This window comes from Bacillus sp. z33 (assembly GCF_058313615.1).
Map to the genome: position 1 here is coordinate 423,689 of NZ_JBZFQN010000002.1, position 15,809 is coordinate 439,497.

Sequence of the window (15,809 nt, forward strand, 5' to 3'; positions counted from 1 at the left end):
AGAGCTGCCCTATGGTTTCGGCAGCTCTTGTTTGATATTTCATGTATGTGATTGTTTGTTTCTCTAGGAGGCAGGAGGCGTCGTTAAAGGATCAGGTTCAGTCTCATCCGAGTCATCTTCTACAGGAAAAGCTTTTTCTCCCTGCTCACCAGCTGGATTGCCCTCATCTTCTTTCTTGTCTTCTTCTATTTTATCCTCTGTCTCATTTATATTTTCATCATCTTCATTCTTAATCGTTTTTTGTAAATCCTTTCATCCTTCTACCTTCTTATATTCATCCTTCTACCTTCTTATATTCATCCTTCTACCTTCTTATATTCATTTTGCTGCCTGTACTGGAAACAAAGGCTTATACGTTTTATATCATCACCTTTCCTTCTTAGGAGTTTCCTCTTTATTTTTATTCTTCTTCTTTTGCACTTTCGGATACGGCTTCCAACTGATGCAGAGGAATCCCCCATAATTCGATGATAATACCACCCATGATTGGTAAAATGAAAACATAATCATACCCCCGAGCAGTGTCGATAAATGAGGCATGAGAATTTGTCATAATCTAGTATTATTTATGATTTATGATTTCCATTCCCATATTTGGTATGGATAGATTCTTTCACATTTTTTCAAATGCACTTTCATAACTGGAAGATTAAGAGATTTTTGGTAATGATAAAGGGTTTTTAATACGGTATCTATCAAAATGATCTTAGGGGCTTTTAGGGTAATTTCTTCAGCAATTATTTCTCCTGAATCCTTTATATTCTACACGTTATTTAAGTTATATTATAGGCGGATAGTTAGACTGGACCGATAATATTTAAAAATGTATGCGTTTTCTTTTTATTGGTAGGACTTTTATACTAAATCATCTGATTATATTACTATATGTGATTTATTATGTGGATTATAGATATCGAGAGTGTTGTATTTTAACGATATGTAATAATAAAAATGTGTTTGAAACACAATTGTAATATTAATATAACTTAATTGTTAAATTAGAATGATATACTAATCCATATTAGTTAATAGATAAATAGAAATGGTAGGAAAGACCTGATAGATTAAACAAACAAGGAAGCAGGGGAAACACTAAATGATAAAGAAACGAATTATAGCGTTTAATACAGCTCTATTAATTGGATTCAGCAGCTACATAGGAATTCCATCAGCCAGTGCCGCAAAAGATCCAGTCAAACAAGCAGAGGTAGACAAAGCGCAGGCTGCTCTAAATGAGGTACAAGCTGAAATTTCTACACTTAATAATCGTATTGCTCAGATCGACAAGGCTGTTAAAGATAATCAAAACATAATTAATAATACAGAAGAAGAAATTGTCAAAACGGGAAAACAAGTAAAGGCTCTGGATAGAGAAATTAAAGAGCTGGAAGAAAAGAACGAAAAACGCCAGGAAATTTTAAAGCAACGTGCGGTTGCGTACCAACAAACAAGTGGTACTGCTAGTTATCTTGAGGTCTTATTTGGATCTACTGGTTTTGGAGATTTTATTGAACGTATGGGAGCTGTTTCCACAATTGTTCAAGCGGATCGTGAATTAATTGATGGATTTGAAGAAGATCAGAAAAACCTTGAGGAAAAGCAAACAACTGTGGAAGAAAAGCTTGCTAGTTTAAAGGATATGAAGACAGAACTTGTTGGAATGCAGCAGGATATCATGCAACAACAGAATCAAACAAATTCCTTAAAGGAAGAGCTTAAGGCTAAGGAAGAAGATAGTCAACGAAAATTGGCAGAGGCTAAAGCGAACAACATCGATATTGTAATTGAGCCGGTTGTTGCTACACAAACTTCCAATGTAAAAGAAAAGGTAGAAAAAATTGCTGATTCTAAAACAAGCAACTCTAGTAAAGAAACTGTAAGCACTACTAAGAAAGAAGAAACAAGCTCTAAGCCAGCTAATTCTTCCAATAAGAAACCAAGCTCAAACAATAGTTCTTCTACAAATAAGCCAATCTATACTACTGGTAATACCCAAAATAAAAATATTCAAACCGTTATCACTGCAGGAAATAAATATATCGGTAACTCTGTATATGTATTCGGCGGCGGAAGAACTCAAGCTGATATTGCAGCAGGCCGTTTCGATTGCTCCGGTTTCGTTAGCTGGGCATTTAAACAAGGCGGATACTCTGTTCCGGCAAGCACAGATGCTTTGAAAAATGCTGGGAGACAGATTCCTAGAAGCCAAATGCAACCAGGAGATATGGTTTTCTTCGATACGTATAAGAAAGACGGCCATGTCGGCATTTATGTTGGCGGTGGAAAATTCATCGGTTCTCAAAGCTCAACTGGTGTAGCAAAAGCAAGTCTTACAAGCGGATACTGGAAAACAGTATTCAATGGACGTGTAGTGCGCGTTCATTAATAGATAAAAAGATTAAGAAAGAGACGTCACATTTTATGATGTCTCTTTTTTTTTGATTAATTTTTATCGGTTTAACCGTAATTTCGAGTGAAAGAGTGCTATCTTATTATGCTTAATCTCTTAGATAATTCGCCAGCCTTATCGACTATCAGTTGAAGTCTATTTAAACGTTTAAATTCTCCTTTCATATGGCTACAACCACTCTTTTGGATGGATGTTACCTAAAAAAATGAGGCCGTCCGATTAGTCAATAAATGACTTAAAGGCGGCCTCATTTTTTTTTAATCGTTATTGATGGTCCATTATTATTATCCAATAATCATTCCGGCAATAGCAGCACTTAGACAAGATGCCAAAGCGCCTGCCATAATTGCTTTTAAACCTAAACGAGCAATATCCGGTCTGCGACTTGGTGCAAGCTTTCCTAGTCCTCCGAGCAATATGCCGAGAGATGAAAGATTGGCAAACCCGCAGAGTGCAAAGCTGATAATGACAACTGTTTTATCAGATAATGTATCAATCATTGGGGCAAAGTTGCTGTAAGCAACAAATTCATTTATAACGAGTTTTTGACCAATGAAGTTCCCGGCTTGCAGGGCTTCATTCCAGGGAACACCAATAACGAAAGCCAGTGGAGCAAATATGTAGCTTAAGATTAATTCAATCGATAATTGATCATAGCCAAACCAACCGCCAATAGCACCTAAGATTCCGTTCAATAAAGCGATTAAGGCGATAAAAGCAAGCAGCATAGCTCCAACGTTGAGAGCTAATTGAAGTCCTGTTGAGGCACCGTTAGCAGCTGCGTCAATTACGTTTGCAGATTCTTCATCTTTAGTCATCTTAAAGCCTTCCGCATCTTCCTGACTTTCTTCCATTTCCGGAATCATAATCTTAGAAAGCAATAGTCCGGCAGGTGCCGACATAACACTTGCAGCAAGTAAATAATCCAAGGGTACCCCCATTAGAGCATATCCTACTAATACACTCCCGGATACAGAAGCTAACCCACAGACCATAACAGAAAATAATTCCGATTTCGTCAATTTTTCAATGAATGGTTTTATAACCAGAGGAGCTTCAGTGCAACCGACGAAAATATTGGCAGTAGCATTAAATGTCTCTGCATTTTTAGTACCTAATAGTTTTGATAGGGCGCCGCCAACATATTTGATGACAAATTGCATAATCCCCAGATAATATAAAACAGAGATCAAGGCTGAGAAGAAAATGATGATTCCTAACACATTAAATAAGAAAACCGTTGTAATGCCGGATTCTGGTGTATAAAGACCGCCTACCAGGAACTGGATTCCTTCATTGGCATACCCAATCGTATGGTTTACAACATCGGTTATTTTTTGAAAAGCAGCTCGTCCAAGTGGCCATTTTAAAACAATAAAAGCAAAAGAAATTTGGATCATTAGTGCCACGATCACAGTACGAATATTAATATTACGTTTGTTAGTGGAGAAGAGAAAGGCAATGCCTAAAATACAGATAATCCCTAACAAACCCCATAGGTAATTCATTATGTCACCTCATGATTGTATTTTTACATAAAAAAAGAAAATTGTTACTTTTATACAAGTTGTTAATATAACAATCATATGCTCATTATGCAAGCAGAGTGTATTCAAAGGAATTTCATTCTGAAATCGTAGTGTTAGCAGAGTATATGGCATGAATATAGGAAAATTTGTATAGTAATAATAAAGTCATTTAATAGACTTTTTTGAAGGAGGACTGGATTAATATGCAATTATCGAAGCCCCAGCGCCTGGCAATTGAACATGTTAATAACTATGCGAGAAGCCTTCAAAAGGAAGCACAACTTACCATTAATCATGTGCTGGAGATGTCAAACATATCACCGGGAACTTATGGAAATAGCATGAAGGCTATGAAAGCCAATGCTAGGATCAGCTTGCATTTTCATCCGGACCGACTTGATTATCAGATGGTAAGTGTAGCCGAGTCTTTGATGAAAGATGGTGTATATAAGAGTCAATTTGAGACTGGGATCTCGAATGGAAGTGTAACTGCTCACCAGGGGGGAGAACGTGACCTTTGGGAAGAAAGAATGTTTGGAGGTGCCTTTCAATTTAATGGCACATTAAATAGAGAACGACCTAAATACGGTGCATTAAATTTGATGTTACATTCAGATGGACCGGCACCCCGCTTTGGATCCTGCTATTTTCTGCTTTCCCCTAACGTTTCATACCGTTCTACCTATACATACATGGACTCTCACCTTAATTTAAAGCAAAAAGGAACGTATCAAGAGTTTGATTTACTGATAGCAGCGCTTTTAGATGAGTCATTTTCAAGAGAATTTGTACTTGGTGAAAGAGAGATGCGGCCGCCTCAGTTAATCCATCACTTTTTAACTAATCTTTCCAAAATACCGATAAATCCTTTACTGCAACCTACTCGAAATCTTGATTCCTATATTGAAGCGCAGGTTCATGGGGATATTTCGCTTGAAAATGATGTGGTAGCGCTTGTGGCTGATTGTTCTTACCAAGGTACTGATATAGGAGAAATGCTAGAGCAAATATGCAGCAAGTATTCAATAAGTATGTATTGGAGAATGGGGTATAAGCTTAGTGTGGAAGATGTGCCTGTCGATTTTAGAGGGCCCAAAATGCCTTATTTGGCAGAAAGGATTGCACAAAGCGATTATATTGATGCAAGGACAATTGGCCTTGCGGTAAAGGACTTATATCAGCATCCTGAAAAGTGGAAGGATTATGGGTCTATCAAAAATATGCTTCAGGAATTAAAGCTACTTTGGCATGTGCTGGTGAGGTATGGGTGAATTAAAGTGGATGACAAGTGTCCTAAATAAAGAAAAGGAACGAAATCCCAAGTACCTTTCTTTCCTATTATGAGAGCAGGGTATTCGAGCTTTTAATCTCTAAGAAGAAGGTGCTCTGTATTCCTGCCAGAGCACCTTTTCGTATACTTATTTTTTTACCGTAACCGTTTTTGCTTTGCTTGTATTTCCAGCTTTATCTTTCGCAATTACAGAGAGGGAAGTGCCGGCTTTTTGTTTTTTGATTTTGACCGTATAGTTCCCTTTACTGTTAGCCGTAGCAGTACCAAGTGTCTTGGATCCCGCTTTTACCGTCACTTTAGCACCTGCTTCGGTTTTCCCTGTGACTTTTGTAGAACTTGCTTTTACCGTATTAACAGAAGGTGCGGATGGGGCTGTTTTATCCGTGACTTTAACGCTTCTGGCTTTGCTTGTATTGCCAGCCTTATCTTTCGCAGTTACGGAAAGGGAAGTGGCGGCTTTTTGTTTGCTGATTTTAACGGTATAGTTTCCTTTGCTATTGGCGGTAGCCGTACCAAGAGTTTTGGACCCGGCTTTCACCGTCACTTTAGCACCTGCTTCTGTCTTACCTGCTACGGTTATTGACTTGTCAGATACCGTATTGACAGAAGGTGCAGAAGGTGCTGTTTTATCGGCCACTTTAACCGTTTTCGCCTTGCTTGTATTGCCAGCCTTATCTTTCGCAGTTACGGAAAGGGAAGTGCCGGCTTTTTGTTTGCTGATTTTAACGGTATAGTTTCCTTTGCTGTTGGCAGTAGTGGTACCAAGAGTTTTAGACCCGGCTTTCACCGTCACTTCAGCACCTGCTTCGGTTTTCCCTGTGACAGCTATTGAATTGTCTGAAACGGCATTGACAGAAGGTGCAGAAGGAGCAGTTTTGTCTGTAACTGTGATCGTTGTTTCTTGGCTCAATAATCCAGTTTTTGGATCTGTAACAGTAGCGTATAATTTAGTACCCGCTTTTAGTTTGGTTTTTAAATCTATTGAGAATTTACCGCTTTTCGCAGTTGTAGATAATGTTAAGTTCTTTTTGTCTGTAATAGTTATTTTTGAATCTGATGGTGCTGTACCTGTGATTTTTGTGCTTGCATCCGATACTGCATTAACGGATGGCTGAACAGGTACAGGAACTTTATTAATTTCAATTCTCTTCTTAACCTGATAGCCTGCTAAATCTTCAAGGACGAATTCATATTCATTTATGCCATCTTCTAATTGTAGCTCTATATCCTCGGTCACTGAATAATTTGCATGTACAGGTAAGTCTCCCAACTCATTAAAAGTATTTATTTCTTCATTTCCATTTACAAGTAATCGAAGCGCATTATAATTATCTCCAACTTTGACGGTAACCTTTTGGTTTTCGCCTGCTGAATAAGCTTTATAATCAATATCGATTGTAGGTTCCTTTGTATCTATGAATATTTCTCTGTTGAAATCAATTTTGTTGCCGGCTACATCAGATCCATAGAAACGAATGTCATGTTTTCCTTCTTTTGAGAATTCGAGTATATCCGAGAAATAATACTGTTTTGTTTCTTTATCCCATTTAAGAACTTGATTTTGGCGTTTTCCTTCATATTCAACCCAAACATAATCCATCTCAGAATCGTCCGTTACATAACCTTCGACCAATACTTCAAGATCTCTATAAACTCCAAGTGGTGCAGGTTCTTCAGAAATGATGTAAGGGATTGTCTTATCCAATAATGATATAGCGTCGCGGTTTCCGGCATAGTCATGTGCTATAACATTGATATTATCTCCGTTCTTCACTTCCACAGGAGCATCATCTGAATACTTTTGGTCTGTTAATATAACACTATAGGTATTCGTGGTATTAGGTGCTACATAATTCTTTAGTGTTTTACCATTGATGGAAAGCTCAATGTACTTAAGTCCTGCACCGGTTTTTGTATCCTCTGCCTTAAATGTGACTGTTTTAGTTGAGTCATCATATTTAAGATCAGATACAGTTGGCTCTGTGTTATCAACCAGGATAGGCATCTTAAATACTTGAGGGTCTTTATTTTCATAATCAATTGTTGCTTTAATTTCGTAATAGTATAGTCCTTCTTGAACCTGTTTGTTATTTACTTTGCCATCCCATTCCGTAGTATATGGCTCAAATGTGACGACAGAGTCTGCTGCATAATTCTTTCTTTGGTATTTATCTGTAGTTATTTTACGCAGGGTTTTACCATCTGTATCGATAATACTATATTCCACCGTTTTGCTATTTCGTAAAAAGGATAAAGCGGGTGCTACTAAATCATTCTGTCCATCGCCATTTGGTGAAAAGGCTATCTTACCTGGATCGACAATTTCATTTTTATCAAATGGACTGACTCCGTAAAATTCCCCAGTATCTGCATTGGCGAGACCAGTCATTCCGTAGAAAGAGTTCGCATCATTACTCATTGGATCAATTATGTTTGCTTTGTTCCAATCCCCTTTAAATCCGACAAATGGTACGGAAATAGTAGGAAGTGAATCTTCTTTGTTTTTAGCTTTTAAGAAAACAAAGCCTTCAACAAAGTATCCGTTTTTCATCGCTTTTTCTAAATCAGCTTTTGCATTTTTTAAATCAATCGTGATTGTGAAATCTTTAGACTTACCAGCTTCAACTGTTATTTCATTGTCCGATGAGACGACCGCTTTTTTAATTTCCTGAGGTGTTAGATCATTAAATGTATGTCCACCAGCTTCATAGAGAGCATCAGTAAGCACGCTTGTATCTACTGTATAGGTGGCATCTTTCTTGCTGAAATTAGTAGCTGTCAGTGTGAAGGAGAACTTATCGGTTGCAATTTCCTTCAAAGTTACTTTTCCTTCATCTGTTCCTTTATTGACAACATAAATCGGTGAAGTGACAGCAGAATTCAATTGCATCAAACCTGCACCCTGACGGCGTGGTGAATAGTAGGTTGTACCTGTAGAATCTTTAATGGTTTCAGACGTGTTTAGCAATATTGTTTTAGCACGTTGAACCTTATCTTTACCTGTAAGGTTCGGGAAGGTTTTTTTGACGTATTCCAACACAAGTGCTGATCCACCAGAAACATGAGGTGCAGCCATGGATGTACCACTCATGACACCATATTTATTATCATTTAAGGTGGAATAGATTTTTCCGCCAGGTGCTGTAATTTCCGGTTTAAAGTCTAGGTTAGGTGTCACTCCCCAAGATGTGAAGGTGGATAATTGACCTGCTGTACTATTTTCAAGTTGAATCATTTCTCCAGTGAATTTAACCTTGCCGACTTCACCGGCAGATTTAAATTTCTCTTCGAACATGGTACCGTCACTTACACGCAATGATACTAGAGGAATCGTAGGGTTATTCAAGGCCATGCTTACAAAGTCGCCATGTGCTGGAGTACCTCTGACAATAACACCAATAGCTCCGGCTGTTTCAGCTTGCTTTTGTATTTCCCCGTAGTTCGGAGTGGCGCCTGTTCTTACAGCAAAGACGATTTTTCCTTTTACATCCTTGTCCTTGTATCGATCAGGGTGTCCGTCTCCAACATAAACAACATCCTTCTCGCTAGTATTAAAAACATCCAATGGAAGGGGAGAGGATTGTGTTTTATACCCAGCTTGGTAAGTTGCCCCTCCTATTGTTAATTCAAACTTGTCTACAAATACATGTGTATTTTCAAGAGAGGCTACAGAAATCGAATCCCTGGAAACGCTTGGTGAACCGACAAGTCCAATATCAGGGTTGATTGCAAGGGGATCTGCATATCCATCAGAAAATTGAGCTGAATTACCTGCCGAAATCGACATTAACACACCATTATTGACTGCACGTTCAATGGATTTTTGTTCAGGATCTTCAGGATTTTGAAATGCTCCGGTTGATCCAAGGCTCATATTTAGCACATCTGCACCCAGCAAAATGGCATCATCAATGGCTTTAATATAGATATCGCCCCAAGTAGAAGGCATAGCTGCATCGTTACCAAACACTTTTAAAGCTAATAATTGCGTTTCGGGGGCAATCCCTTTTATACCGCCGTTATCTTTAGAACCATTAGAACCAACAGTTCCGCCCACGTGCATTCCGTGCATGGATGCATCTGGTCCCAAATCTAAAATTTCCTGGTTCTTATCATAATAGTTATATCCGTATGGGACCTTTGCAGTGTGATATTTTCCAGAGAGTTTGTTCTTAGTTAAAGCTGATTCTACATCTGATTTCTTCAATTTAGCCTTACTTTCATCGGTTAAAATCATATCTTTATGGCTTGGGTCGATTCCTGTATCAATAATACCGACAACTGTACCCGTACCATTGTATCCTCTGACCCATGTTTCTTCTGCTTTAACAATATCCCCGCTCGTTACCATTTGAGGTTTTACTTCTGGTCGCTTATATTCATTGGCAATATGCACAGACGAAACAGTAGAGATACTTTCAAGCTTTGAAATGTCTGAAGCCTTCACTTCACCGCTGATCCCATTTGCAACTACTGTGAAGGAGTTTTCAACATCGAATTTTACACGTTTCTTATTAACAGATGATAGGAAATCGGTTTGCTGATCTTTAACACTTGCTTGTAATTCCGATTGTTCTGTTTTGGAAAGTTCTTTAAACATAACCCCTTTTTTAGTAGCGTATTCAATCGCAGGGGTTCCTTCGAGTTCTACAATAACCCGTACCTTTTCATCTAGGTCATATTTACTTACATCCAGTTTCTTATTTACAGTGTTCCTGATGGGTTTAAGATTGGTGTTTTCATATGTATTAGCGCTGGCTGTTCCTATACCAATTAATAAGTTAGATAAAAGTAATAGCAGTGACAGTAAAGCAAAAACTACATTTTTAGTATTTTTGTAACGCAAAGCTCCAACCTCCTCTTCATTTGTCAAAACCTGAAACCTACAAAATCCCCCCTTTTTTTATTGAAAATAGAATTTTGGTAAATAACTTGGTATCTACCACACTTTAAATTTAACACCACGGTTATAAATAGTCTTTTGAATATTTAGATTTTTCTAAAAATAGTTAAAAAGTATTGCCTAATTTTCGTATTTGCACATGAAAAAGGGTGGGAGTAGGTAGAAATACTTATGAGGATAATATATCAGTTTACATGTTCAGTTTAAGGTGATGGGAGGTCATATAAGATGAGCTATTGACACGTATAATCAAAATCTGAATGACAAAAAACTCAGAGTGAAATCATTAATAATTTACTAATTTGGATGATAGATATTTATTAAGAATAATGGATGATCAAATTTATTTATATTTTATCAAAGGGTACTGGCTGTTATTTTCAATGGATTAGTTATATTTTCCGGTACATCCCGACAGAATTGGGGAGCAGTATATTCAAACCCGAATTTTTGATAGAGCCGATTAGCGGGGATATTCGCAATTAAACTGACGTATGCTCCAGGTAGTAAATGATTATTTAAATATTGCGTAATTACTCCTAATCCTCTGGTTATCAGGCTTTTGGAATTATACTCATAGCTTACTATATTCTCTCCTCATTCCACCTAAAATATACCAGTTTAAGTGAGTATTATATTTGTTAAAAATAGACAAAATGTTCATAATTAAGAGTGACAGATTAATGATTAAAAAAGAGATGTCATATGACGAAACGCTCCAAAAGAGGCTCATAAGCTTTGTATACTCCAAGCTATAAATATGAATGTTGTATAACATTTTAGTATTAGTACGCTCTGTAAAACTATGTGGATTGGAATAACAATATATAACTCTCTTGCCAACAGAAAAGGGAGGATTTTTTGTTTATTAACAAAATTTCCATAGAAAGATAGTTTGGGATTCGATAAGATTAATGAATGTATAGGACAAGAAAGAAGGTATAAAATGATTGATCAAGTACAACAAGGTGTACAACAGAAAATAAAAAAGGAAAAAATATGGACAAGAGATTTTGTCTTCATCTGTATCACGAACTTCTTGATTTTTTTAAGTTTCCAAATGACATTGCCGACTATGTCGTTATATGTTAAACATCTCGGTGGAAGTGACCAGCTTATTGGAGCAGTAGTTGGTATTTTTACATTTTCAGCTTTACTGATCAGACCCTTTGCAGGAAAGGCATTGGAAACAAAGGGAAGACGAATTGTCTATTTTGGAGGTTTGATTGTTGTTATCCTGACAGTTGGATCATTTGGATTTATGGCAAGTATTGCTTTACTGTTTATGATGCGGATTATTCAAGGGTTGGGCTGGGGTGCCTTAACGACAGCTACAGGTACGGTGGCTTCTGACCTGGTTCCGGCATCAAGACGGGGTGAAGGGATGGGATACTTTGGGCTATCCGGAAATGTAGCAATGGCAATTGGGCCATCCCTTGGCCTGGCATTGGTTGTTCTGTTGCCGTTTAATCAATTTTTCTTGATTTGCTCTGTCCTTGGAATAATGGCTCTTTTAGTAGCAACGCAAATTAAATTCAAGAAGGCTGAGAAAGTGACTGTACAGCCAAGTGGCAAAAAAACGCTGGATCTGTATGAAAAAAGTTCGTTGAAACCATCTGTACTGGCATTTTTCATTACATTTACTTTTGGAGGAATAGCAACTTTTCTTCCTTTATATACGGCGCAAAAGGGAATTGAAGGGATTCAATGGTATTTTGTAATCTATGCCTTGTCTGTCATGTTAACGAGAACATTTGCAGGGCAATTATATGATCGAAAAGGGCATAAAGCTGTATTTATACCGGGAACCTTATTGATTTTTATTGCTATGATATTATTATCGTGGTTACCTAGTATGGGCGTTATGCTGTTTGCGGCTTTCCTTTATGGATTTGGCTTTGGAAGTGTTCAGCCAGCCTTGCAGGCATGGGCAATTGACCAGGCGCCTCAAAATCGAAAAGGAATGGCAAATGCTACATTCTATTCATTTTTCGACTTAGGTATAGGGGTGGGAGCCATGATTTTTGGACAAATTGGACATTCATTTGGCTATAACGGTATTTATATGACGGCTGCTGTGTCTGTTTTTATTTCAATGATTTTATATGTTCTCTTAACTCGGGAGAGGGCAGTTCGTTGATCATTTAATTACGCAATTCTTTTACCTAGGGTGAAATATTACTATGAAACTACTAAAAAGGTATTACATTTTAATGATGTAGTACCTTTTTTATTGTAGTTATATATAAACATCTATGGATGCATTCGTATATACGAGGTCCCGTCATGACTAATTATAGTGAGTTGATAATAGTCTAATTAGACTCTATAATTAGAAGTCTAATTAGACTATTATGTAAAGGATTGAATTTAAATGATAAAATCTTTTTTAATGTTAGGACAATCAAATATGGCAGGTCGTGGATTCTTGCATGAGGTAGAACCTATCTATAATGAAAAAATAAAAATGCTTCGCAATGGTCAGTGGCAAATGATGACAGAGCCGATTAATTATGACCGCCCTGTTGCTGGTGTAAGTCTAGCAGCATCTTTTGCAGAGGCATGGTCGAAAGCTAACCCGGATGAAGAAATTGGTTTGATTCCTTGTGCGGAAGGTGGCAGTTCCTTGAACGATTGGCATCCACAAGGTACACTTTTTCAACATGCTTTGTCTGAAGCTCGATTTGCACTTGAAACTAGTGAAATTTGTGGCATACTTTGGCATCAAGGTGAAAGTGATAGTAATAATTCTTTACATGAAACGTATTATGAAAAGTTATCTCTTATCATTGAAACTTTACGCAAAGAATTAAACCTTCAAAATGTCCCATTAATCATTGGTGAGCTTGGTGATTTTCTAGGAAAAACAGGTTTTGGAAAGTATTCAACAGAGTTTCAAGAGATCAACGAAGAATTACGTCGATTCGCTCATGAGCAGCAATATTGTTATTTTGTATCAGCCGAAGGTTTAACTGCCAATCCAGATGGTATTCATTTGAACGCCGTTTCCCAGAGGAAATTCGGTTATCGCTATTTCGAAGCATTTTCGAAAAAGTGTCATATCTTAGAGCCTCTTTCAGATGAAAATCAATCACTAAAAATAAACAATAACTATTCGAAAACTGAACAAATTTATATTCACAGTATGAATTTGGCTCTAGGGAAAATCACATACGCTGAATTTGAAGCACAAATGGCGAAGGTGATGCAACCTTGATTCCCTTGCTTATCCTTGGCTTACTTATTCAAAACCCTGGCGCTCATGGATACGAACTATTAAGTTTAATGGAAAAAAGACATTATAAATATATCGTTAACTTTACTAAAGGTTCATTTTATTACAATTTGCAACAACTTGAAGAAAAAGGATTGATTGAGCAAACACGTCAATTAAATCCAAATAATGGTCGTGAAATTCATACCTTTAAAATCACATCTTTAGGAAGAGAAGAATTCGATAAATTAATGACCAGATATGGGACTAAATCCGATTATGTAAACTTACAATTCTATGGGACATTGCTCTTTGCAGATGAATTCGATAAAAATAAATTATTAGAATTAATCCAATCACAAATTAATCAAACTGAAGCCAGAATTGCTCTTCTGAATGAATACCTAGCTACCACTAAAGAATTACCTGGTAAAATTGATTATTTTCGTCGCATGAACGAAAATTCTCGTTCCCACCATTTAGTGAACTTAAAATGGTTTAAAGAATTGAAGGCAGATATAGAAGAAGATACTGTATAAATAAAAACTAACCATACTAACATCAGAAAATAAAAATCAGGCACCAATAAGTACCATATACAGCTCCAATACAAATAAAGTTCCAAACAAAAGTTTAGAAATATTGAAAAAAGCTACAAACGCTGTACATCAGTGTTTGTAGCTTTTTTGGTGTAACATTGTTTATACAGGTTTTTATGCACTTTTGATAAATTCCAGTACCAGTAATGGTTTAGACGTTTGCAAAGGATGATTGCGGCGTCATAATTGTTACTGAATAAAATCCTGCATATCTTAACGTTGTAAATCCGCATAGGTTTATTTTATTATACTATTTACCCTATATTAATTCTTACTCACCTGGATTTTTTTATGTATTTTCGAAAAAGCACTTCAATAGAATTTGGTAATTATTACCGTTATAATAAGAGGTGAACGAAAATATGGCTGGGAGGTTCGAGGATATGTATGATGTTATCGTTATAGGAGCGGGTCCAAGCGGTGCAAGTGCTGCTTTATTCACTGCCAGAGCAGGCAAGAAGACATTGGTATTAGATAATGATAAAAGTGTCACTAAACGTGCCTGGATCGAAAACCATTACGGTGTAGAAGAAATAACCGGACCTGATCTTATTTCAATCGGTAAAAAACAGGCCGAGAAATTTGGAGCTGAATTCAAGAATGAAACCGCTGAGAACATTGAAGTGACAAATGATGGAGTTATCATTCAAACGAATGAATCCAGCTATCTAGCCAGTGAAGTTATTTTGGCTTCAGGTATGTTAGTGGATCTCGCTGAAGCTTCAGGTATTAAAACAAAACCCGGTACTGAACCACGTATCAAAAAAATAATTGATACTGACGATACCGGTAAAACCTATCTTGACCATGTCTGGGCAGCCGGCACAGTTGCAGGTGTGAGTATGCATACAATTATTACAGCAGGGGACGGAGCAAGAGTAGCCATTAATGTTATTAGTTCTTTGAATGGTGAGCGCTATGTAGATCATGATATTCTGAAGTCATAAATTAGATGAATAATAGACTGATATCTATACGGCTCATTAGTGGGTCGTTTTTTTGTTTAGGGCCAATCCGTACAGTTGATAGGTACTGAGAAGGATGGCAACTGCATACAAAAAAAGGTCAATCTTCGGGTAAGAAGATTGACCTGAATTTATTCAGTATATTTAACTAACTCAGCATCTATTTCTGCTAAAAGTTCCCCTGCTTTACGGTTTTGAATCACGAGATCTGCATAAAAGTCGAAAGCAGTAGGTTCCAAATTAATGATCACCAGCTTGGCACCATTTTGCTTAGCGATTAACGGGAACTGATTGGCGGGTGTAACGGATAAAGATGATCCAAGAACAATAAACAAATCTGCTTTTTCGCTTTCCTCTTCCGCCATCAGAAATGGTTTTTCAGGCAGCATTTCACCGAATAGAATGACGGATGGACGGAGTTTGCCCCCGCACTCGCATTGATAGGATTCATTTAAATACATTTCACTGCCATATTCCTTACCGCATGTTTGGCAGTGCACCTTTTGTAAGGTTCCGTGCAATTCTGCCACCTGGTTACTGCCGGCCTCCTGGTGGAATCCATCCACATTTTGCGTGATGATACTCTGGACCATACCTTCACGTTCCCATTTAGCAAGAATGGAATGCCCTTTATGTGGGCCGTGTTCCTTCACTCCTACCACACGATTGCGATAAAATTCAAAAAACTCTTTGACATTTTGATTAAGAGCATCTGTACTGGCAATAGTGCCTGGATCTTGTTTCTTCCATAATCCGTTATTAGTAGAGCGGAAATCAGGTAAGCCGCTTTCAGTCGACATGCCTGCACCTGTAAATACGACTGTATATTGGGAATCTTTTAACATGGTTAGTAGTTTGGACAAAATATCTGCCTCCTATTTTATGTCCTGTGTACATG

10 protein-coding genes are annotated in these 15,809 nt (G+C 37.4%); 6 read left to right on the plus strand and 4 right to left on the minus strand.

Annotated elements, in window-relative coordinates; genetic code table 11:
- Positions 1-400: 400 nt before the first annotated feature.
- On the minus strand, positions 401-553 hold the full coding sequence (locus AC4G3L_RS09180; protein WP_491076651.1) for a hypothetical protein: 153 nt from the start codon (positions 551-553) through the stop codon (positions 401-403).
- Positions 554-1,096: 543 nt separating this feature from the next.
- Here AC4G3L_RS09180 and AC4G3L_RS09185 point away from each other — a divergent pair.
- Complete coding sequence (locus tag AC4G3L_RS09185) at positions 1,097-2,386, plus strand: C40 family peptidase (RefSeq protein ID WP_491076652.1); 1,290 nt, start codon at positions 1,097-1,099, stop codon at positions 2,384-2,386.
- 308 nt (positions 2,387-2,694) lie between these two features.
- On the opposite strand, the gene AC4G3L_RS09190 is transcribed toward AC4G3L_RS09185, so the two are convergent.
- Positions 2,695-3,918 carry a NupC/NupG family nucleoside CNT transporter gene (locus AC4G3L_RS09190; RefSeq protein ID WP_491076653.1) on the minus strand — a complete coding sequence of 408 codons (1,224 nt, stop codon included), beginning with the start codon at positions 3,916-3,918 and terminating at the stop codon, positions 2,695-2,697.
- Positions 3,919-4,142: 224 nt separating this feature from the next.
- Here AC4G3L_RS09190 and AC4G3L_RS09195 point away from each other — a divergent pair, with 224 nt between their 5' ends.
- The gene (locus AC4G3L_RS09195; protein ID WP_491076654.1) at positions 4,143-5,210 is read left to right on the plus strand and encodes a DUF3626 domain-containing protein; all 1,068 of its coding nucleotides are present in this window, start codon (positions 4,143-4,145) and stop codon (positions 5,208-5,210) included.
- Positions 5,211-5,357: 147 nt separating this feature from the next.
- Here AC4G3L_RS09195 and AC4G3L_RS09200 read toward each other — a convergent pair whose 3' ends face one another.
- The gene (locus AC4G3L_RS09200) at positions 5,358-10,076 is read right to left on the minus strand and encodes an Ig-like domain-containing protein (RefSeq protein ID WP_491076655.1); all 4,719 of its coding nucleotides are present in this window, start codon (positions 10,074-10,076) and stop codon (positions 5,358-5,360) included.
- 1,003 nt (positions 10,077-11,079) lie between these two features.
- Here AC4G3L_RS09200 and AC4G3L_RS09205 point away from each other — a divergent pair.
- The 4 genes from AC4G3L_RS09205 to AC4G3L_RS09220 all read left to right on the plus strand — a co-directional run bounded on the left by AC4G3L_RS09205 (position 11,080) and on the right by AC4G3L_RS09220 (position 14,893).
- Positions 11,080-12,273, plus strand: coding sequence for an MFS transporter (locus AC4G3L_RS09205; RefSeq protein ID WP_491076656.1), 1,194 nt, complete (start codon positions 11,080-11,082; stop codon positions 12,271-12,273).
- A gap of 234 nt (positions 12,274-12,507) precedes the next feature.
- The gene (locus AC4G3L_RS09210) at positions 12,508-13,350 is read left to right on the plus strand and encodes a sialate O-acetylesterase (protein ID WP_491076657.1); all 843 of its coding nucleotides are present in this window, start codon (positions 12,508-12,510) and stop codon (positions 13,348-13,350) included.
- Positions 13,347-13,886, plus strand: a complete 540-nt coding sequence (locus AC4G3L_RS09215; protein WP_491076658.1) for a helix-turn-helix transcriptional regulator — start codon at positions 13,347-13,349, stop codon at positions 13,884-13,886. Before AC4G3L_RS09210 ends, AC4G3L_RS09215 begins: the two co-directional genes overlap by 4 nt.
- A gap of 443 nt (positions 13,887-14,329) precedes the next feature.
- The gene (locus AC4G3L_RS09220) at positions 14,330-14,893 is read left to right on the plus strand and encodes an NAD(P)/FAD-dependent oxidoreductase (protein WP_491077179.1); all 564 of its coding nucleotides are present in this window, start codon (positions 14,330-14,332) and stop codon (positions 14,891-14,893) included.
- Positions 14,894-15,042: 149 nt separating this feature from the next.
- Here AC4G3L_RS09220 and AC4G3L_RS09225 read toward each other — a convergent pair whose 3' ends face one another.
- Complete coding sequence (locus tag AC4G3L_RS09225; protein WP_491076659.1) at positions 15,043-15,774, minus strand: NAD-dependent protein deacylase; 732 nt, start codon at positions 15,772-15,774, stop codon at positions 15,043-15,045.
- Positions 15,775-15,809 lie beyond the last annotated feature (35 nt).